The organism is Nocardioides sp. GCM10023255, from assembly GCF_042653125.1.
Taxonomy (GTDB): Bacteria; Actinomycetota; Actinomycetes; order Propionibacteriales; family Nocardioidaceae; genus Nocardioides.
The window spans coordinates 106,393-124,026 of record NZ_JBHSHU010000001.1 but is presented as its reverse complement, the minus strand read 5'-3'; the positions used below and the strand labels follow the sequence as shown (position 1 = coordinate 124,026).

The 17,634-nt window shown below is 72.9% G+C and carries 18 protein-coding genes; 13 read left to right on the top strand and 5 right to left on the bottom strand.

Annotation, left to right across the window (positions count from 1 at the left end; genetic code table 11):
* Positions 1–86 precede the first annotated feature (86 nt).
* Together ACFO9I_RS00610 and ACFO9I_RS00605 are read left to right on the top strand one after the other, a co-directional pair.
* Positions 87–1,700 carry an MFS transporter gene (locus ACFO9I_RS00610; protein ID WP_379176776.1) on the top strand — a complete coding sequence of 538 codons (1,614 nt, stop codon included), beginning with the start codon at positions 87–89 and terminating at the stop codon, positions 1,698–1,700.
* Positions 1,701–1,784: 84 nt separating this feature from the next.
* Positions 1,785–2,510 carry a ZIP family metal transporter gene (locus ACFO9I_RS00605; protein ID WP_379176774.1) on the top strand — a complete coding sequence of 242 codons (726 nt, stop codon included), beginning with the start codon at positions 1,785–1,787 and terminating at the stop codon, positions 2,508–2,510.
* 20 nt (positions 2,511–2,530) lie between these two features.
* Here ACFO9I_RS00605 and ACFO9I_RS00600 read toward each other — a convergent pair whose 3' ends face one another.
* Positions 2,531–2,935, bottom strand: a complete 405-nt coding sequence (locus ACFO9I_RS00600; RefSeq protein WP_379176772.1) for a pyridoxamine 5'-phosphate oxidase family protein — start codon at positions 2,933–2,935, stop codon at positions 2,531–2,533.
* A 72-nt stretch (positions 2,936–3,007) separates the two neighbouring features.
* Here ACFO9I_RS00600 and ACFO9I_RS00595 point away from each other — a divergent pair, with 72 nt between their 5' ends.
* Entirely contained in the window at positions 3,008–3,973 is a 966-nt protein-coding gene (locus ACFO9I_RS00595) for an SDR family NAD(P)-dependent oxidoreductase (protein ID WP_379176770.1), read from the top strand.
* A gap of 3 nt (positions 3,974–3,976) precedes the next feature.
* Here the strand turns inward: ACFO9I_RS00595 and ACFO9I_RS00590 are convergent, their stop codons facing one another.
* Entirely contained in the window at positions 3,977–5,653 is a 1,677-nt protein-coding gene (locus ACFO9I_RS00590; protein WP_379176768.1) for a dolichyl-phosphate-mannose--protein mannosyltransferase, read from the bottom strand.
* 154 nt (positions 5,654–5,807) lie between these two features.
* On the opposite strand from ACFO9I_RS00590, the gene ACFO9I_RS00585 reads away from it, so the two are divergent.
* The 7 genes from ACFO9I_RS00585 (at position 5,808) to ACFO9I_RS00555 (ending at position 13,618) form a co-directional block, all read left to right on the top strand.
* Entirely contained in the window at positions 5,808–6,677 is an 870-nt protein-coding gene (locus ACFO9I_RS00585; RefSeq protein ID WP_379176766.1) for an endonuclease/exonuclease/phosphatase family protein, read from the top strand.
* A 29-nt stretch (positions 6,678–6,706) separates the two neighbouring features.
* A complete protein-coding gene (gene rsmI / locus ACFO9I_RS00580; RefSeq protein WP_379176764.1) occupies positions 6,707–7,549 on the top strand; it encodes a 16S rRNA (cytidine(1402)-2'-O)-methyltransferase in 843 nt (280 codons plus the stop codon).
* A gap of 31 nt (positions 7,550–7,580) precedes the next feature.
* The gene (locus ACFO9I_RS00575) at positions 7,581–8,483 is read left to right on the top strand and encodes a TatD family hydrolase (RefSeq protein WP_379176762.1); all 903 of its coding nucleotides are present in this window, start codon (positions 7,581–7,583) and stop codon (positions 8,481–8,483) included.
* A gap of 275 nt (positions 8,484–8,758) precedes the next feature.
* On the top strand, positions 8,759–9,907 hold the full coding sequence (locus ACFO9I_RS00570) for a transglycosylase family protein (protein ID WP_379176760.1): 1,149 nt from the start codon (positions 8,759–8,761) through the stop codon (positions 9,905–9,907).
* 54 nt (positions 9,908–9,961) lie between these two features.
* A complete protein-coding gene (rsmA, locus tag ACFO9I_RS00565) occupies positions 9,962–10,873 on the top strand; it encodes a 16S rRNA (adenine(1518)-N(6)/adenine(1519)-N(6))-dimethyltransferase RsmA (protein WP_379176758.1) in 912 nt (303 codons plus the stop codon).
* Positions 10,870–11,811, top strand: coding sequence for a 4-(cytidine 5'-diphospho)-2-C-methyl-D-erythritol kinase (locus tag ACFO9I_RS00560; RefSeq protein WP_379176756.1), 942 nt, complete (start codon positions 10,870–10,872; stop codon positions 11,809–11,811). The genes rsmA and ACFO9I_RS00560 overlap by 4 nt, the downstream gene beginning before the upstream one ends.
* Positions 11,804–13,618, top strand: coding sequence for an ABC-F family ATP-binding cassette domain-containing protein (locus ACFO9I_RS00555; RefSeq protein WP_379176754.1), 1,815 nt, complete (start codon positions 11,804–11,806; stop codon positions 13,616–13,618). The genes ACFO9I_RS00560 and ACFO9I_RS00555 overlap by 8 nt, the downstream gene beginning before the upstream one ends.
* Positions 13,619–13,705: 87 nt before the next feature.
* On the opposite strand, the gene ACFO9I_RS00550 is transcribed toward ACFO9I_RS00555, so the two are convergent.
* Complete coding sequence (locus ACFO9I_RS00550) at positions 13,706–14,191, bottom strand: MarR family winged helix-turn-helix transcriptional regulator (RefSeq protein WP_379176752.1); 486 nt, start codon at positions 14,189–14,191, stop codon at positions 13,706–13,708.
* Between the two features lie 106 nt (positions 14,192–14,297).
* Here ACFO9I_RS00550 and ACFO9I_RS00545 point away from each other — a divergent pair, with 106 nt between their 5' ends.
* Together ACFO9I_RS00545 and ACFO9I_RS00540 are read left to right on the top strand one after the other, a co-directional pair.
* A complete protein-coding gene (locus ACFO9I_RS00545; protein ID WP_379176750.1) occupies positions 14,298–15,077 on the top strand; it encodes a trans-aconitate 2-methyltransferase in 780 nt (259 codons plus the stop codon).
* On the top strand, positions 15,074–15,460 hold the full coding sequence (locus ACFO9I_RS00540; RefSeq protein WP_379176748.1) for a VOC family protein: 387 nt from the start codon (positions 15,074–15,076) through the stop codon (positions 15,458–15,460). Before ACFO9I_RS00545 ends, ACFO9I_RS00540 begins: the two co-directional genes overlap by 4 nt.
* A 7-nt stretch (positions 15,461–15,467) precedes the next feature.
* Here the strand turns inward: ACFO9I_RS00540 and ACFO9I_RS00535 are convergent, their stop codons facing one another.
* Entirely contained in the window at positions 15,468–16,322 is an 855-nt protein-coding gene (locus tag ACFO9I_RS00535) for a patatin-like phospholipase family protein (RefSeq protein ID WP_379176746.1), read from the bottom strand.
* 88 nt (positions 16,323–16,410) lie between these two features.
* On the opposite strand from ACFO9I_RS00535, the gene ACFO9I_RS00530 reads away from it, so the two are divergent.
* On the top strand, positions 16,411–16,872 hold the full coding sequence (locus tag ACFO9I_RS00530; protein WP_379176744.1) for a hotdog fold domain-containing protein: 462 nt from the start codon (positions 16,411–16,413) through the stop codon (positions 16,870–16,872).
* Here the strand turns inward: ACFO9I_RS00530 and ACFO9I_RS00525 are convergent.
* Positions 16,844–17,563 carry a hypothetical protein gene (locus tag ACFO9I_RS00525; protein WP_379176742.1) on the bottom strand — a complete coding sequence of 240 codons (720 nt, stop codon included), beginning with the start codon at positions 17,561–17,563 and terminating at the stop codon, positions 16,844–16,846. The genes ACFO9I_RS00530 and ACFO9I_RS00525 overlap by 29 nt on opposite strands.
* Positions 17,564–17,634 lie beyond the last annotated feature (71 nt).

Sequence of the window (17,634 nt, the reverse complement as noted above, 5' to 3'; positions counted from 1 at the left end):
AGGTCTCCCCAATTAATTCTTGACGTGATGAATTCAATGCGTGCAGAATTATGGCGCAAGCCTACTCATCCCCTTCTGGAGCCACCATGTCCCACTCGATCCCGACGGCCGCCGGACCGGTCGCCGCGCCCGCGCTCAGCCCGCGCCGGCGCACGAGCATCCTCGTCGTCGTCTGCCTGGCCCTGATGATGGTGGTCTCGGCCGTGAGCGGACTGAACGTCGCGCTCCCCGACCTCGCCGTCGACACCGGCGCCAGCCAGACCCAGCTGACCTGGATCGTCGACGCCTACACGCTGGCCTTCGTCGGCCTGCTGCTGCCGCTCGGCGCGATGGGCGACCGGTTCGGCCGCCGGGGCGTGCTCCTCTTCGGGCTCGTGGCGTTCGGGCTCGGGGCCGGGCTCGCGATGACGACCGACGACCCCACGACGCTCGTCGCGCTGCGGGCCCTGATGGGCGTCGGCGCGGCCGCGGTCATGCCGGCCACCCTGTCGGTCATCACCAGCTCGTTCCCGCCCGAGGAGAAGGGTCGGGCCGTCGGGGTCTGGGTCGGCGTGGCCGGCGGCGGCGCCGTCCTCGGCCTGCTCGCCTCCGGCATCCTGCTCGAGCTCTTCTCGTGGAGCTCCTTCTTCGGGCTCAACGTGACGCTGGCCGCCGTCGCGCTGGCCGGGACCCTCGCCGTCATCCCGTCGTCCCGTGACGAGCACGCGCCGCGGCTCGACCCGGTGGGTGCCCTGCTCTCCCTGGTCGGCATCGTCGCCCTGGTCTTCTCGATCATCGAGGGCCCCGAGCGCGGGTGGGCGGACACGCTCACCGTGGCCGGCTTCGTCGTCGGCGCGCTCGGCCTCGCGGGGTTCGTCCTGTGGGAGCTGCGTCGCCCCGACCCGATGCTGGACCCGCGCCTCTTCCGGCTGCGCGGCTTCAGCGCCGGCTCACTGGCGATCACGGTGCAGTTCTTCGGCAGCTTCGGCTTCTTCTTCGTGATCATGCAGTACCTGCAGTACGTCGAGGGCCGCTCGCCGCTGATGGCGGCCGTCTGCCTGCTGCCGCTGCCGGTCGTGCTCATCCCGCTGGCCCGTCGGGCGCCCGTGATCGCCGGCCACCTCGGCACCCACCGGGTCGTGGCGCTCGGGCTGGTGCTGAGCGCCACCGGCATGCTCATCCTGTCCCGGCTCTCGCTCGACTCGTCGTACGGCTTCCTGGCCGTCGGTCTCGTGGTCTTCGCCGCCGGCATGGGCCTGGCGGGCACCCCGGCCACGACCGCGATCGTCTCCTCGCTGCCGAAGTCGCGGCAGGGCGTGGCCTCGGCGGTCAACGACGCGTCCCGCGAGCTGGGCAGCGTGCTCGGCATCGCGATCCTGGGCAGCGCGCTGAACGCGGCGTACCGCGACGGCGTCGCCCCGGCGACGGACGGGCTGCCTCCGCAGGCCGCCGACGCCGCGGAGTCCTCGATCGCGTTCATCACGCGCGGCGCGGACCAGATCGCGGCGATGGGGCCGGCGGGGGACCGGCTGGTGCAGGCCGCGCAGCAGTCGTTCGTCGACGCGACCGGGACCGCGTTCCTGATCTCCGCCGGCGTGCTGCTGGTGGGTGCGGTCGCGGTGTGGTTCCGCGCCCCGCGGGACGCTGCGGCCGAGGCCGTCGAGGAGCCCCTCCCGGAAATGCACGAACCGCCGGCGTCTCGGGTCACCGGCGGTTCGTGAGAAGAACGTAGCGCGGCGAACCCCAAGAGATCCTGAGATCTGGCTCAAGATCTCCTCAATTCGGGCTGTGGCAGCATCGCGGCCATGTGGGAAGCGGCGTTCTGGGGCTTCGTGGGCGGGTTCGCCCTGCTGCTGGGGGCGGTCGCCGGCATCTGGCTGCCGACCAGCAAGCGGTTCGTCGGCCTGATCATGGCGTTCGGCGTCGGCGTGCTGTTCAGCGCGGTCGCCTTCGAGCTCACCGCCGAGGCCTACGACCGCTCCGGTGCCGACGCGGTGGTGCTCGGGCTGCTGGCCGGCTCGCTGGTCTTCTTCGGCGGTGACTGGCTGATCGACCGTCGGGGCGGGGACCGGCGCAAGAGCCAGAACGGCTCGCCGGCCGACGCCGGCGCGATGGCGCTGGTCCTCGGGGCCCTGCTCGACGGCATCCCCGAGTCCGCCGCGATCGGGGTCAGCCTGATCGGCGGCGGCACGGTCGGGACGGCGGTCGTGGCCGCCGTCTTCCTCTCCAACATCCCCGAGTCGCTGTCCGCGTCCGCCGGCATGCGCAAGGACGGCCGCTCGGTGCGCTACGTGCTCGGGCTGTGGGTCGCCGTGCTGCTGGCGTCCACGGTCGCGGCCGCCCTGGGGTTCGGGCTGCTCGGCTCGGCACCGGCGGTGGTGATCGCGGTGACCCAGGCCTTCGCCGCCGGGGCGATCCTCACCATGCTCGCCGACACGATGGTGCCCGAGGCAGTCGAGCACGCGGGCGCGCTGGTGGGCCTGGTGACGGCGGTCGGCTTCACGCTGGCCTTCCTGCTCTCGATGGCCTGAGCCCGACCGACTCGGACCGGTCAGAAGTCGCTGGAGGACAGCACCCGGTCGACCTCGACGCGGATCGCCACCCGGTCCGGGTTCTCCCTCGGGGTCCGGTAACGGGCGGCGTACATCGTCTCGGCCCGGCGCACCGACTCCGGGTCGGAGAGCACCGAGCCACGCCCCTCGATGGTCGACCAGCGACGACCGTCGACCTGGCAGGCCGCCAGCAGGGGCGAGCCGGCGAGGTTGCGCGCCTTGCGCGACGTCCGCGAGGTGATCACCCACGCGCACCGCTGCTCGCGGTCGAGGGCCACGCCGACCGGCACGACGTGCGGCCGGCCGTCGGTGCGCAGGGTGGTGAGCGTGCAGAGATGGCGCTCGGTCCAGAAGTCCAGCAGGGCGGCCGGCCACGCGGGCCAGTCGGGCGTCGGTGAGGTCACGCCCCCATGGTGCCGGGTCGGGCCGCACGGACGCGCTTGGGTGGGCGATTCCCGCGGGCTACGTTCGCCACCATGCTGCCGCGCCCCCTCGCCGTCGGGATCGACACCCTCCTGGACCGCACCGTGGCCCCCGGGTACACCCGGATCGGTCCCGCGATCCGCCGCCACCTCCCGACCTGGCCCGCCGACCCGGAGCCGGACGCCATGAAGGGCAAGGTCGTCGCGGTCACCGGCGCCACGTCGGGTCTCGGCCTGGCCACCGCCGAGGGGCTCGCCCGGCTGGGCGCCGAGGTCGTCCTGGTGGTGCGCGACACCGACAAGGGCGCCCGGGTGCTGCGCGACCTCGGCGGTCGGCTGCCGCTGGCCGAGCTGCACCTGGCCCGCTGCGACGTGGGCGACCTCGACGACGTACGCCGCTTCGCCGACGAGCTGGACGTCGACCACCTCGACGTGCTGGTGCACAACGCGGGGGCGATGCCGCCCGAGCGGACCGAGTCCGCCCAGGGCCACGAGCTGACCATGGCCCTGCACGTGCTCGGCCCGGTGCTGATGACCGAGCTGCTCCGGCCGCGCCTGACCGACGCGCGGGTCGTGCTCGTCACGTCCGGCGGGATGTACGGGCAGCGGCTGCGTGTCGACGACCCGGAGTACCTGCAGGGGGACTACTCGCCGACCACGGCCTACGCCCGCAGCAAGCGCGCCCAGGTCGAGCTCCTGCCGGTGCTCGACCAGCGCTGGGGCGGGTCCGGCATCTCGGTGCACGCGACCCACCCCGGCTGGGCCGACACGCCGGGTGTCGTGGACTCCCTGCCGACCTTCCACAAGGTCACGGGCCCGTTGCTGCGCGACGCCGCGGGCGGCGCCGACACCACCGTGTGGCTCTCCGCGACCGACCCGGTCCCGACCGGCGGCCAGCTCTGGCACGACCGCCGGCCTCGGCCCTTCCACCTGCTGCGCCGCACGCGCACCGGCGAGGAGGAGCGCGCCGCGCTGTGGCAGTGGGTACGCCGCGAGCTGGACCTCCCGCAGGACGCGTAGCCGTCAGATCCAGCGCTGGAACCAGATCCGGTCCAGCCACTCGCCGTGCGTCAGCAGCTGGTCGGTCCAGATCGGCCAGAACCAGGCGAAGTTCACGAGCACGAGCACGAAGAACGACCCGGACACGACCACGCCCGCGGTGCGCCGTGGGGTGGGCACGGGGGAGGAGCCGATCACCCGCCCCATCGTGAGGGTGAGCGCGAGGACCAGGAACGGCAGGCTCACCACGGCGTAGAACGAGAAGATCGGTCGGTCGTCGTACTGCAGCCACGGCAACCACGTGGACAGCACCCCGACCACCGCGAGCCCGAACCGCCAGTCCCGGGCGCCGATCCACATCGCCGCGGAGTAGAGCAGGGCGAGCACCCCGCCCCACCACAGCACGGGGGTGCCGAGCAGCAGCACCTGGCGCAGGCAGTCGCTGCCGGCCGGGGCGTCGCAGCCCTGCGTGCCCGGCTTGATGTCGACGTCCGCCTCGACGCCCACCGGCCGGTTGAGGAGCAGCCAGCCGGACGGCTTCGAGGCGTAGGTGTGCGTGCTGTCGTTGAGGAAGTGCGTGTGGAACACGTAGACGTCGCGCTGGTAGTGCCACAGCGAGCGCAGCGACTGGGTCACCTCGCCCAGGCCCGAGGCGTCCGGCTCGTCGCGGGTCGGCCAGTCCTTGCCGCCGTCGTAGTGGGTGTACTGCGTCGCCGACAGGTGGGTCTCGTACTCGTGGGCGTGGATGAGCCACCCTGTCCACGAGGCGACGTAGACCACCAGCGCCACCAGCACGAGGTGCACGAAGGCCGGCACGCCGTCGACCAGGGCCGACCTGAGCACCGCCCACCGGACGCCGAAGGACCGCCGGGCGCCGGCGCTCCACAGCCACACCAGGACGCCGAAGGCGGCCAGCGGGTACGCCGCCTCCCACTTGCTGCCGAGGGCGAGCCCCCAGCACACCCCGCCGAGCAGCAGCCAGGGGCGGAACAGCAGCCCGCGCACCGGCCCCCAGCCGTGGGTCACCTGCTCCGGCGCGAGCCGGGCCAGCCGGGCGCGGTACCAGTCCCGGTCGTTGACCGTGCAGGCGACCGCGCAGAGCAGGAAGAAGGCGACGAAGATGTCCAGCAGCGCCAGCCGGGAGAGGACCAGGTGCAGGCCGTCGAAGGTGAGCAGCAGGCCGGCGACGCAGCCGAGTGCGGTCGACCCGGTGAGGCGCCGCGCCAGCCGGCACATGACCAGCACCATCAGCGACCCCACGACGGCGGCGGAGATCCGCCAGCCGAACGGGTCCATGCCGAAGGCCTTCTCCCCGAGCGCGATCAGCCACTTGCCGACCTCGGGGTGCACGATCATCGACGGGCTGTCCTTCCACACGCCCGTGGTGGTGCCGTCGAGGATCTTGTCGTTCGCGCTGCCGACGTACTCCTTCACGTAGCCGAAGTGGGCCAGCGACCAGGCGTCCTTGGCGTAGTAGGTCTCGTCGAACTCGAAGGCGTGGGGCGTGCCGAGGTGCCACAGGCGGAGGAACAGCGCCAACAGCGCCACCCCGATGCTGGCCGACCAGCCCACGACCGGGTCCTCGAGCCGCTTCCGGCCCCGCGCCCGCTCCGGGGCGAGCGGCACGCGCCGGCCTGATGCGGTGCGCGACAGGCCCACCCGGCGCTGGACCGCGGCGTCGGGAGCGGCGAGGTTCGTCACAGCCGGAGACTCTACGTGCCTCAAAATGAGGAGAAACGCTCAAGTCCGGACCCGAATGGGCCGATTCTTCTGTCGGGGTCCCCCCGGCCCCGCGTCCCGGACTGGAACGACTGGATCGACGGGACGCATCCGCTGTGCCTCCCCGGAGACCGTCGTGCTCGTTCGTGCTGCCACCTCGCTGTTCCCTGCCCTCGTGCTGCTGCTGGCCGGGCTCACCCCGCAACCCGCCCTCGCCGGGTCCGCGGGTCCGGTGACCGTCCCGCTGCGTGTGGGGAGCTACAACATCCGGGCCGCCGAGCCCGTCGACTCCTTCGAGGCCGGCGTCGAGGCCCTGCGGCCGCGGATCGACGTGGCCGGGCTGCAGGAGATCACCGGGCGCGACAAGCTCCGGTACCTGGCGGCCACGACGGGCTGGGCGTCGTACAGCGCCCTCGAGCAGATGCAGAACCCGGTCATCTGGGACCGCTCGAAGCTCGCCTTCGTCAGCGGCCGCGGAGCCCTGCTCGCCAAGGGCCGCTACATCGGCGACGAGCTGCCCAAGCTCGGGGACCACACCAAGGACACCTACGCCACGATCGTGCACCTGCGGCACATCCTCAGCGGTCGGTCGCTGACGGTGATCAACGTGCACCTGCTCGCCGGCGCGACGCAGGCGGGGCGGCCGCGCGCCGACCGGCCCCTGATGTTCTCGGAGTACCGCGACCAGGTCCGCAGCCTCGACGCGCTGGTGGCGGCCGAGTCCTCCTCCGGCCAGGTGATCGTGCTCGGTGACTTCAACGTGGGGTACGCCGCCGACGCCCGCTGGCAGCGCAAGAACTTCCCCTACACCCGGTTGACCAAGCACGCGATGGTCGGCATGTGGCGCGACTGCGGCACCGACGACAACGGCACCCACGGGCGCCAGTACATCGACCAGGTGTGGACCGACGTGCCCGCGGCCAGCTGCGAGGTCGGCTACGACATCCAGCACTCCGACCACTACCCGGTCGTCGGCACCTACGCCGTGGACGTTCTGCCCGGCTGAGCCGCGGAGGGGCCTGCGATGATCGGGGCGTGACCACCCTCCCAGGCACGCTCGTGCTCGCCGCCACGCCCATCGGCCGGGTGACCGACGCACCGCCGCGGCTCGCCGAGGAGCTGGCGAACGCCGACGTGGTCGCCGCGGAGGACACCCGCCGGCTCAAGCGGCTCACCGGCGACCTCGGCGTCACCGTCACCGGCCGGGTCGTGTCGTACTTCGAGGGCAACGAGAGCTCCCGCACCCCCGCGCTGCTCGAGGCCCTGCTGGCCGGCGAGCGGGTGCTGCTCGTGACCGATGCCGGCATGCCCAGCGTGTCCGACCCCGGCTACCGCCTGGTCGCCGCCGCGGTCGAGGCCGACGTGCCCGTCACCGCCGTGCCCGGACCGTCGGCCGTGCTCACCGCGCTGGCCGTGTCCGGACTTCCGGTGGACCGGTTCTGCTTCGAGGGCTTCCTGCCCCGCAAGGCGGGCGAACGGTCGCGGCGTCTCGCCGGCCTGGCCGTCGAGGAGCGGACCATGGTGTTCTTCGAGGCGCCGCACCGCACCCACGCCGCGCTGGTCGCGATGGCCGAGGCGTGGGGCGGGGAGCGCCCCGCGGCGGTGTGCCGCGAGCTGACCAAGACCCACGAGGAGGTGCGCCGCGGCCCGTTGGCGGACCTGGTCGGCTGGGCCGAGGAGGGCGTGCGTGGCGAGGTGACGATCGTGGTCTCCGGCGCGCCAGGCGGCCCGGACGTCGCCGGCGACCCGGACAGCCTGCGCGCCGCCGTGGCCGACCTCGAGGCGGTCGGGACCAGCCGCAAGGACGCGATCCTGGAGGTCGCGCGCCGGGCGGGGCTGCCCAAGCGCGAGGTCTACGACGCCGTGCACAAGCAGTGACCCGCCCCCCGATCCGTGAGGAGGAGCACGCATGACCGACCGGCCGACCCGGTCCCGCGCCGCCACCGACGAGAGGAGCGGCTCGCGCCGCGACCGCGAGCGCCCGCCGCTCCCGGAGCCGCTGCCGCACCCGGTGGTGGACAACCACTGCCACCTCGACATCGCCGACGCGGACCGGCCCGACGAGTGGTTCAGCACCGCCGAGGCCCTCGCGACCGCCGCCTCGGTCGGCGTGCCCCGGATCGTGCAGATCGGCTGCGACCTGCCGGGCGCGCGCTGGGCGGTCGAGGCCGCGGCGACGTACGACGCCCTCGTGGCCGGCGTCGCCCTGCACCCCAACGAGGCGCCGCGGCACGCCGCCGCGGGTGACCTCGAGGAGGCGCTGGCCGAGATCGAGCGGCTGGCGCAGGCGCACGACAAGGTGCGCGCGGTGGGGGAGACCGGCCTCGACCACTTCCGCACCGGCGAGGAGGGCCGCGCCGCCCAGGTCGAGTCGTTCCGCCGGCACATCGACCTGGCCAAGCGGCTCGACAAGACCCTGGTCATCCACGACCGCGATGCCCACGACGAGGTGCTCGCGGTCATCGACGATGAGGGCGCGCCCGAGCGCTGGGTGATGCACTGCTTCTCCGGCGACGCCGACGTGGCCCGCCGCTGCCTCGACCGGGGCGCGTTCCTGTCGTTCGCGGGGACGGTCACGTTCAAGAACGCACAGCCGCTGCGCGACGCCCTGGCGCTGGCCCCGCAGGACCGGATCCTGGTGGAGACCGACGCGCCGTACCTGACCCCCACGCCGTACCGCGGCCGCCCCAACGCCTCCTACCTGGTGCCGCTCACCATGCGTGCGATGGCCGAGGTGCGGGGCACCGACCTGGGGGAGCTGTGCGCGGCCGTGGACGCCAACACCGAGGCGGCGTTCGGCGGCTCCTGGTAGCACCTCGAGGCCCCGGAACCGTGGATCTTGCCGACGAGAGGCTCGTCACGTCGTCCCCAAATGCGGGGTCCGCGGGTTTGCATCCACCGGATGCGTCGTTATCGTCTTGTGACTGATGGCCGGGATCGGGATCGATCTGACCAGTGCTGGTGGCCGCCGCAACGTGGCGGTGGCCCCGCGTAGAACCCCCGCAAAGCGCGCACCCACACCCGTGGCTGGCGCGCGCCGCGAAGCGCTGGCACCCGAGAACCGGGGAGTACGACGTTCGGAGAATCGTGCCCAGTAATGAGCACAGCAAGCTGTCCCGACTGACCTCTCGACTCAAGACCCGCACCGCCCTGGTCGCCACCGCGACCGTCGCGGTGCTCGCCGTGGCCGGCACCACCTTCGGCTACTCGGCGCTCAGCAAGGAGGTCACCCTCTCCCTCGACGGCCGCTCCGAGCAGGTCACTGCCATGGGCGGCACCGTCGGTGACGTCCTGGACTCCCAGGGCATCGAGGTGGGTGACCACGACATCGTCGCTCCCGGGCTCGACGAGCCGGTGACCGACGGCAGCCGCATCTCGGTCAAGTTCGGTCGTCCGCTCAAGCTCGAGGTGGACGGCGACTCCCAGACCTACTGGGTCACCGCGACCAAGGTCGCCGACGCCCTCGGTGAGATCGGCAAGCGCTTCAGCGGCGCCGAGCTGTCCACCAGCCGCGGCGGCAGCATCAACCGCGAGGGCCTCAAGCTCGAGGTCGTGACCCCGAAGACCCTCACGGTCAAGGTGGCGGACAAGAAGCCGGTCAAGCGCCAGCTCACCGCGCTGACCGTCGGCGACGCGCTGAAGGAGATGGGCGTCAAGGTCGGCAAGACCGACCGGACGACCCCCGCCACGGGCCACGAGGTCCAGGACGGCGACAAGATCGTCTTCACCGACATCCGCCGGGTCACCAAGCGCGTCGAGGGCGAGAGCATCGGCTTCGACACGGTGCACCGTGACGACTCCTCGATGATGCAGGGCGACTCGACCGTCGTGCGCGAGGGCTCCGAGGGTGCCCGCAACGTGACCTACCAGCTGGTCTTCCGCAACGGCGACCTCGCCGTGCGCAAGGTGCTGTCCCAGCAGGTGACCCGCCAGCCCGTGGACGAGATCGTCAAGGTCGGCACCAAGGAGCCGGCGCCGGCTCCGACGTCCAACTACGTCTCCGGTGGCTCGGTGTGGGACCGGATCGCCCAGTGCGAGTCCGGCGGCAACTGGGCGGCCAACACCGGCAACGGCTACTACGGCGGCCTGCAGTTCAACCTGAGCACCTGGCAGGCGTACGGCGGCGTGAGCCGTCCGGACCTCACCAGCCGTGAGTACCAGATCAGCATCGCCGAGAAGGTGCGTGCTGCGTCCGGTGGGTACGGCGCCTGGCCGGTCTGTGGCGCCCAGGCCTGACCTGGTCGTCCCCCGCTTTCGGTGGTCGAACCTGTCGAGACCTAGGCTCGTCCCGTGACGAGCGCTGATTCCACCTCCGCCGGTCCGAGGCTTCTCGGGCCGGCGGAGGTGCGTTCGCTGGCAGCCGAGCTCGACCTGCGGCCGACCAAGCAGCGGGGCCAGAACTTCGTCATCGACGCCAACACCGTGCGGCGGATCGTGCGCGAGTCGGCGATCACCGGGGACGACGTGGTGGTCGAGATCGGTCCCGGCCTCGGGTCCCTGACCCTCGCCCTGCTCGAGGTCGCGGGCCGGGTGGTGGCGATCGAGGTCGACGAGGTCCTCGCCGAGCGCCTGCCCGCCACCATCGCGACGTACGCCCCCGGGCAGCGCGACCGCTTCGAGGTGGTGCTCGGTGACGCGCTGCGCATCGAGTCCGTGCCCGGGCCGGCACCGACGGCGCTGGTCGCGAACCTGCCCTACAACGTGTCCGTGCCGGTGCTGCTGCACATGCTCACGCTGCTGCCCTCGCTCGAGAAGGGACTGGTCATGGTCCAGGCGGAGGTGGCCGACCGGCTCGCCGCCACCCCCGGCTCCAAGGTGTACGGCGTCCCGTCGGTCAAGGCCGCCTGGTTCGCCGAGGTGCGCCGGGCCGGTGCGATCGGGCGCAACGTCTTCTGGCCGGCGCCCAACGTCGACTCCGGGCTGGTGGCCTGGACCCGGCGTGAGCCGCCGACCACGACCGCGACCCGCGAGCAGGTCTTCGCGGTGGTCGACGCGGCCTTCGCCCAGCGTCGCAAGGTGCTGCGCGGAGCCCTGCGCGGCCTGGCCGGCTCGGCCGAGGTGGCCGCTGCGGCGCTCGACCACGCCGGCGTGGACCAGCTCGCCCGCGGCGAGTCGCTGACCATCACCGACTTCGTGCGGATCGCCGAGGGGCTGGTCGCCCAGGGCTGGGTCGGCTCCGGCGTACGAGGGGTCGACGCGTGATCCCGGACGCTCCCGGGCTCGTCGTGCGCGCGCCCGCCAAGATCAACCTGCACCTCGGTGTGGGGGCGGTGCGGCCCGACGGGCTGCACCCGCTGCTCACCGTCTACCAGGCGGTGGGCCTCTACGACGACCTCCGTGCCGTCCCGTGCGAGAAGTGGCGGCTGGGGCTGGCCGTCGAGGACCACGTCGACCACGCAGGGGTGCCCCTGGACGGCGACAACATCGTCGACCGGGCGGCCGCGCTGCTGGCCGCCCACCACGGCCTGGAACGGTCCGGCCTCGGCGGAGACCTGCACATCACCAAGGCGATCCCGGTCGCCGGCGGGATGGCGGGCGGCTCGGCCGACGCCGCGGCGGCGCTGGTCGCGCTCGACCGGCTGTGGGGGCTCGACACCCGCGACGCCGACCTGCTGGCGCTGGCCGCCGAGCTCGGCAGCGACGTCCCCTTCGCGCTCGTCGGTGGCACCGCGCTCGGGACCGGACGCGGCGAGATCGTCACCCCGGTGGTCGACCACGGCACCTGGTGGTGGGTGCTCGCGCTGTCGCCCGAGGGCATGTCCACCCCGGCGGTCTACCGGCACTTCGACGAGCTGCACCCCGACGCGCCGGCCACCCCGCCGCCCGCCGACGAACTGCTCGCCGCGCTCGACTCCGGCGACCCGCACCGGCTCGCCGCCACCCTCCACAACGACCTGCAGGTGCCCGCCTTCGACCTGCGTCCCGACCTGGCGCGGCGGATCGAGCGCGGCGAGGCCGAGGGCGCGCTGCGCGGGCTGGTCTCCGGCTCCGGCCCGACCTGCGTCTTCCTGTGCGAGTCCGGCGACCACGCCCGGGCCGTCGCGGCGGCGCTCCGCGCGCCCTCCGCGGACGGGCAGGAGCCCGTCGTCCTCGTCGCCAACGGCCCGGTCGCGGGCGCCCACGTGGTGACCCATGGCTAACCTCCTCAACCTCGAGCGGGTCTCGAAGTCCTACGGCGTCCGCCCGCTGCTCACCGACGTCTCGCTGGGCATCGGCGCCGGCGAGCGGATCGGCATCGTCGGCCGCAACGGCGACGGCAAGACCACGCTGCTCGAGGTGATGACCGGCCTCGAGGAGCCCGACACCGGTCGGGTCTCGCGCACCCGCGGCCTGCTGGTCGGCTACCTGCACCAAGGCGACGAGCTGGTCGACACCCACACTGTGCGCGAGGCCGTGCTCGGCGGCCTGTCCGACCACGAGTGGGCAGCCGACGCGCGCAGCCGCGAGGTCGTCGAGGTGCTGCTGGCCGGGGTCTCCCTGGACCGGCCCGTGGTCGGGCTGTCCGGCGGGGAGCGGCGGCGCTGCTCGCTGGCCGCCCTGCTGCTCGGCGACCACGAGCTGATCGTGCTCGACGAGCCCACCAACCACCTCGACGTGGAGGCCGTGGCCTGGCTGGCCCAGCACCTGGTCCAGCGCCCGTCCGCGCTCGTGGTGGTCACCCACGACCGGTGGTTCCTCGACGCGGTCTGCCAGTGGACGTGGGAGGTCCACGACGGGGTCGTCGACGCCTACGAGGGCGGGTACGCCGCGTTCGTGCTCGCCAAGGCCGAGCGGCAGCGCCAGGCCTCGGCCTCCGAGACCCGCCGGCAGAACCTCGCCCGCAAGGAGCTCGCCTGGCTGCGTCGCGGTGCGCCCGCGCGGACCTCCAAGCCGAAGTTCCGGATCGAGGCCGCTAACGCCCTGATCGAGGACGTTCCGCCGCCGCGCGACCGGATGGAGCTGCAGCGGTTCGCCACCCAGCGGCTCGGCAAGGACGTCATCGACGTCGAGGACGTCGACCTGGTCCGCGGCGACCGCACGCTCCTCTCGCACGCCACCTGGCGGCTCGGGCCCGGAGACCGGGTCGGGATCGTCGGCGTCAACGGCGCCGGCAAGACCTCGGTGCTCTCGCTGATCGCCGGGTCGCTCCCGCCGGCGGCCGGCAAGGTCAAGCAAGGCCGCACCGTGGCCCTGCAGCACCTGACCCAGCAGCTCGACGACCTCGACCCCGACGGTCGGGTGCTGCCGACGGTCGAGTCGATCCGCCGGGTGACGAAGACGGCCGACGGCGAGATCACCGCGAGCTCGATGCTGGAGCGCTTCGGCTTCACCGGCGACCGACTGACCGCGCGGATCGGCGACCTGTCCGGCGGCGAGCGTCGTCGCTTCCAGCTGCTCCGGCTGCTGCTCACCGAGCCCAACGTGCTGCTCCTCGACGAGCCCACCAACGACCTCGACATCGAGACGCTCAACGTCCTCGAGGACTTCCTCGACGGCTGGCCCGGGACCCTCCTGGTCGTCTCGCACGACCGGTACTTCCTCGAGCGGGTCACCGACTCCGTCTGGGCGCTCCTCGGCGACGGCCAGATCTCGATGCTGCCGCGCGGGGTCGACGAGTACCTCGAGCGACGTACCGCCGACCTCCACCTCGAGTCGGCGCAGGTGCAGGCCCAGGACGCGTCGAGTCGGCGCGAGCTCGGCGCGGAAACGGGTCGAGTCGGCGCAGGCTCGCCGGAGAAGGCGAAGGCCGGCAGCGCCGAGGAGCGCGCGGCGCGCAAGAACATCGCCCGGATCGACAAGCGGCTCGAGCGGATCGCCGAGCAGGAGGCGGCGCTGAACGCCGAGGTCCTCGAGCATGCCCAGGACTACGAGAAGCTGGCGGACCTCAGCGCCCAGCTCGACGTGCTGGCGGCCGAGAAGGAGGAGCTCGAGATGGAGTGGCTGGAGGCCGCCGAGATCCTCGAGTGACGAGCTTGCGCCGACTCGAGCCGTTCCAGCGGCGAGCTTGCGCCGACTCGAGCCGTTCCAGCGGCGAGCTTGCGCCGACTCGACGTCTCAGGCGAAGGGGGCCAGCAGGGTCCGCAGCAGGGCCGCGAGCTGCTCCTGCTCGGCGTGGGGCAGGTCGGCGAGGAACGACTTCTCGGCCTCCAGCAGCGCCTCGAACGCCCCGTCCACGGCGGTCTTGCCCTCGGCGGTGAGCCGGACGATCACGCCGCGCCGGTCCTCGGGGTCGGGGTGGCGCTCCACGAATCCGCGGGCCGCGAGCCGGTCCACCCGGTTGGTCATGGTGCCGCTGGTCACCAGGGTCTCGCGAAGCAGCCGGCCGGGGGAGAGCTCGTACGGCGCGCCCGCGCGGCGCAGCGCGGCGAGCACGTCGAACTCCCAGGACTCGATGCCGTGGGTGGTGAACGCCTGCCGCCGGGCCAGGTCGAGGTGGCGCGCGAGCCGGGAGATGCGGCTGAAGACCGCGACGGGCGCCAGGTCGAGGTCGGCACGCTGGCGCGCCCACGCCTCCACCAGGTCGTCGACCTCGTCCCTCATGGCCCCATCGTAGCCGGTTCGGTCGAGAATCTTGACATCGAGACAGTTCTCGACGACGATCGGTTTGTCTTGATGTCAAGATACTTCGCCGAGCTGGAGGGCTGCCGTGACGCACCGCTGGGACCCGGACCGCTACCTGACGTACGCCGACGAGCGTGGCCGCCCGTTCGTCGAGCTGCTCGCGCGGATCGGCGTCGACGACCCGCGCAGCGTGGTCGACCTCGGCTGCGGGCCCGGCAACCTGACCGGCCTGCTGGCCGACCGTTGGCCCGACGCGCACGTGACGGGCCTGGACTCCAGCCCGGAGATGATCGCGAAGGCTCGCGCCGCCGACGACCGGATCGCCTTCGACGTCGCCGACCTGCGGGAGTGGACGCCCGACGAGCCGGTCGACGTCCTGGTCTCGAACGCGACCCTCCAGTGGGTCCCCGGCCACCTCGACCTGCTCGAGGGCCTCGTCGCGCGGGTCCGGCCGGGCGGCTGGTTCGCCTTCCAGGTCCCCGGCAACTTCGACGAGCCCAGCCACACGATCCGCAGCGAGCTCGCGGCCGAGGCGGCGTACGCCCCGCACACCCGCGGGGTGGCCGTGCCCTCGAGCCACGACCCGGCGGTCTACCTCGACCGGCTGACCGCGCTGGGCTGCGCCGTCGACGCCTGGGAGACGACGTACCTCCACGTGCTGACCGGCGAGGACCCCGTCTTCGCCTGGGTCTCCGGCACCGGGGCCCGGCCGACCCTGCAGGCCCTGCCCGACGACCTGAGGCCTGCCTTCGAGATGGAGTTCAAGAGCCGCCTGCGTGCGGCCTACCCTGAGCACGCGTACGGCGTGGTGCTGCCCTTCCGGCGCATCTTCGCCGTCGCCCGGACGCCCGAGGAGGGACGATGAAGCTGCACCACGTCCAGGTGGCCTGCCCGCCCGGCGGCGAGGACGCCGCCCGGCGCTTCTATGCCGACGGGCTCGGGATGACCGAGGTCGAGAAGCCCGCTGACCTGAGGGCTCGCGGTGGCGCCTGGTTCCGGGCGTACGCCGCGGACGGTGCCGTCGCGGCCGAGATCCACGTCGGCGTCGAGGAGCCGTTCGCGCCGGCCCGCAAGGCGCACCCGGCCTTCGTGCTCGACTCGGTCGCCGTCCTCGAGGCCACCGCCGAGCGGCTCGCCGCGACCGGCAGCGAGGTCGACTGGAGCCAGCGCGCCACGTTCGCCGGCTACGAGCGGTTCCACACCTTCGACGGGCACGGCAACCGGGTCGAGGTGCTGGCCCCGGCCTGAGCCCGGATCACCGCCACAGGTCCACCACGCCCCCGGTGACCGAGAGGCCCTGGGTGCGACCGGCGCGCGCCGAGGCGATGCGAGCAGCGGGGTCGAGGATGTTGTGCCCGACGACCTTGCGGGCGAGGACGTCGGGTGCCAGCACGGTGGACAGGACGCCCTCGAGCTCCTCGGCGGGGCTGCGCAGAAGGCCGTATCCGTGCGGCATCGGTGCCAGCGCGACGACCCGATCGCAGCCGCGCGCGAGGTCGGCGTTGGCGGTGGAGTGGACCCCGCCGTCCACGTAGAGCCGCCCGTCGATCAGCACCGGGGGGTAGACGCCCGGGACGGCGCAGCTCGCCGTGACCGCGTCGAGCAGCGAGACCCCCGTGGAGCCGTCGAACACCCGGCGACGCCCGTTCAGTGCGTCCACGGCCGTGACCAGGAGGTGACGAGTGGGTGGCCACGCCAGGTGGGGGAGGCGGTCGCGCACCTCGGCGTACTTCTCCTCGACCGCCTCGGTGTGGCCGGCCGCGCTGCGCCGCACCGACCAGCAGCCGACCTCGCGGCCGAACGCCTCGAGGTCGCCGCGGGCCAGCACCAGCGCGCGCAGGAACCCCAGCACCACCTGGCCGTTGGCCTTCGGCACAGGAGGCTCGTCCTCGGGGTGCGGACGGACCTGGTGGTCGTAGAGCGACTCGAGCTCGGTGCCGCTGACGAGCTGGGCGCCGACCGCCGAGCCGGCGGATGTGCCGACGACGAGGTCGGCCGTGGTGAGGTCCACCCCAGCCTCCCGCAGGCCGAGCAGCATCCCGGTCTCCCAGGCGATCCCCGTGATCCCGCCGCCGCCCAGCACGAGACCGCGCCGCAGCGGCTGCTCCATGCCTCCATCCTGCGCCCGGTCGGCGGTGAGCCGCGTCATCCGCGGGGGAGCATGACAGGAGAAGTTACCCGACGGTAATGTCATCTCCATGAGCCAGGTCCTGACCCTGTGGAAGAAGACCAGCGCGCTGCCCCAGGGGTCGCGGATCTTCTCGGTCCTCTTCGCCCAGAAGGCGCCGTACTTCGCGACCATCCGGCCACGCTTCACCGAGATCCGGCCCAACCGCGCCGAGCTCGTCATCCCGAAGCGGCGCCGCGTCCACAACCACCTCGGCACCGTGCACGCGATCGCCCTGTGCAACGGCCTCGAGGCCGCGATGGGTGCCCTCGCCGAGGCGACCATCCCCGCCGACAAGCGGTGGATCCCCAAGGGGATGGAGGTCAGCTACACCGCCAAGGCGACCAGCGACATCACCTGCGTCGCCGAGACCGACCCCGAGCAGTGGACCTCGGACGACCCCGACCTCCCGGTCCGCGTGCGCGGCGTCCGGGAGGACGGGACCGTCGTGGTCGAGGGCGTCATCAGGCTCTGGGTGACGCCGCGGAGGTGACGCCGTCGCGCAGCCAGTGCCACGCGAGCGCGCCGATCCACAGCTCGTAGGCGAGTGAGCTCAGCGCCAGCGGGGGGAAGAACACGTCGCTCACGGTGGTCGCGGTGCCCAGCGCGCTCACCACGACGATCGCGATGCCGGTGCGCTGCAGCCACGGGCCGTCCCCGACCAGGCGCAGGGCGAGGACGACCGCCAGGACGAGGAAGATCCGCGGCAGTGCCGAGAAGGTGAGGGAGTACGGCGCGATCGCGTCCCAGCCGGCCAGCAGTCGCGGGTCGGTGCCCTTCTCCGCCGCGTCGAGCGCGACGTCGTGGAGCACCGCGGCGTACGGCCACACGAAGGCCAGCAGCGTCCCGGCGGCGACCGCCACGGTCGCCAGGGTGCCGGTCGCGTCCGCCCGACGCAGTCGCACGTGCACGGCGCCGAGGAAGCCGAGCAGCAGGACGCCGGCGAGCATGAACACGTAGTTGCCGATGCGGTAGGCGTCCGCGGCGTCGAGGACGTGGTGCCCCCAGACCGCGGGATCCTCCCCGGGACGCCCGCCCCGGGGCAGGACGAAGATCGTCATGCCCACCATGACGGTGAGCTGGCAGACCGTGAAGGCGATGCCGAACCAGGTGCTGATCCGGGTGACGTCGAGGCCCGTGGCAGGGGTGCCCGATCGTGGGGTGTCGGTGTCGATGAGAGTCATGCCGGGACCGTACGAACGGCGTCGGTCCCCGCACATCGACCGCTGGGCTGGTCCGCGGATCAGCCCGTGGG

Coding starts and splice junctions, on each gene's coding strand:
- ACFO9I_RS00610 (WP_379176776.1), top strand. CDS start 87: ATGTCCCACTCGATCCCGACGGCCGCCGGACCGGTCGCCGCGCCCGCG.
- ACFO9I_RS00605 (WP_379176774.1), top strand. CDS start 1,785: ATGTGGGAAGCGGCGTTCTGGGGCTTCGTGGGCGGGTTCGCCCTGCTG.
- ACFO9I_RS00595 (WP_379176770.1), top strand. CDS start 3,008: ATGCTGCCGCGCCCCCTCGCCGTCGGGATCGACACCCTCCTGGACCGC.
- ACFO9I_RS00575 (WP_379176762.1), top strand. CDS start 7,581: ATGACCGACCGGCCGACCCGGTCCCGCGCCGCCACCGACGAGAGGAGC.
- ACFO9I_RS00555 (WP_379176754.1), top strand. CDS start 11,804: ATGGCTAACCTCCTCAACCTCGAGCGGGTCTCGAAGTCCTACGGCGTC.
- ACFO9I_RS00550 (WP_379176752.1), bottom strand. CDS start 14,191: ATGAGGGACGAGGTCGACGACCTGGTGGAGGCGTGGGCGCGCCAGCGT.
- ACFO9I_RS00540 (WP_379176748.1), top strand. CDS start 15,074: ATGAAGCTGCACCACGTCCAGGTGGCCTGCCCGCCCGGCGGCGAGGAC.
- ACFO9I_RS00535 (WP_379176746.1), bottom strand. CDS start 16,322: ATGGAGCAGCCGCTGCGGCGCGGTCTCGTGCTGGGCGGCGGCGGGATC.
- ACFO9I_RS00530 (WP_379176744.1), top strand. CDS start 16,411: ATGAGCCAGGTCCTGACCCTGTGGAAGAAGACCAGCGCGCTGCCCCAG.
- ACFO9I_RS00525 (WP_379176742.1), bottom strand. CDS start 17,563: ATGACTCTCATCGACACCGACACCCCACGATCGGGCACCCCTGCCACG.